This window comes from Teichococcus vastitatis (assembly GCF_003604215.1).
In the GTDB taxonomy this organism is placed as follows: Bacteria; Pseudomonadota; Alphaproteobacteria; order Acetobacterales; family Acetobacteraceae; genus Pseudoroseomonas; species Pseudoroseomonas vastitatis.
Map to the genome: position 1 here is coordinate 1 of NZ_QXGS01000227.1, position 583 is coordinate 583.

At 57.5% G+C, this 583-nt stretch carries 1 protein-coding gene; it reads left to right on the forward strand.

Annotated elements, in window-relative coordinates; translation table 11 throughout:
* Window positions 1-248 (forward strand): hypothetical protein (locus D2K64_RS25880; protein WP_238384408.1); only part of this gene is annotated, 248 nt, incomplete at its 5' end.
* Between the last annotated feature and the right edge of the window lie 335 nt (window positions 249-583).

Genomic DNA, 583 nt, shown 5'->3' on the forward strand with positions numbered 1-583 from the left:
ATCACCAGCTTGAATCACATCACCCCCGTGTCGGGGAAGCCCCCGTCGTGAGTCACGACCATCGGGAGTTGGTATTATCCCTGCTGGTTTCCCCGTTCCACGAACTCAAAGTTGTACCAAAGAACACTCTTCATCTATTTGGCACTCAAGCCAAGCTTCATCCTGACCAAAAAAACCCGGCACAGGGCCGGGCCAAGCTGACGGGCAGTTGCGCACACTGCGGGGAGGAAGTGTGCAGCGCACAATGAGTCAACCTGCCGTTCCGGCAGCAGTTGCAGAATTCCTGCCAGAAAAATGCTCCGTATTGATCATGCCAGGAGACCGCAGGCCGTCCTCATCGGGAGATCCAAAGAGCCTGCTATTCCGCGATGATCTGCAACGTCTCGATGAGCACTGGCGACAGAGTGGCTGGTTCTGCACTTCACCATTTCATCGCGGACCGCACCGGTGACGAGCTCACCAGATCGGGCGAAATCCGCTGCTGTGGAGTTCGCGGAGGCGTCCTGCAGAGATGGTCCCCGGATTTCGGACAGTTGGATAAGCTCGGTTCGGCCTGAGAAGGACGGACCCGATGACGGGCAAG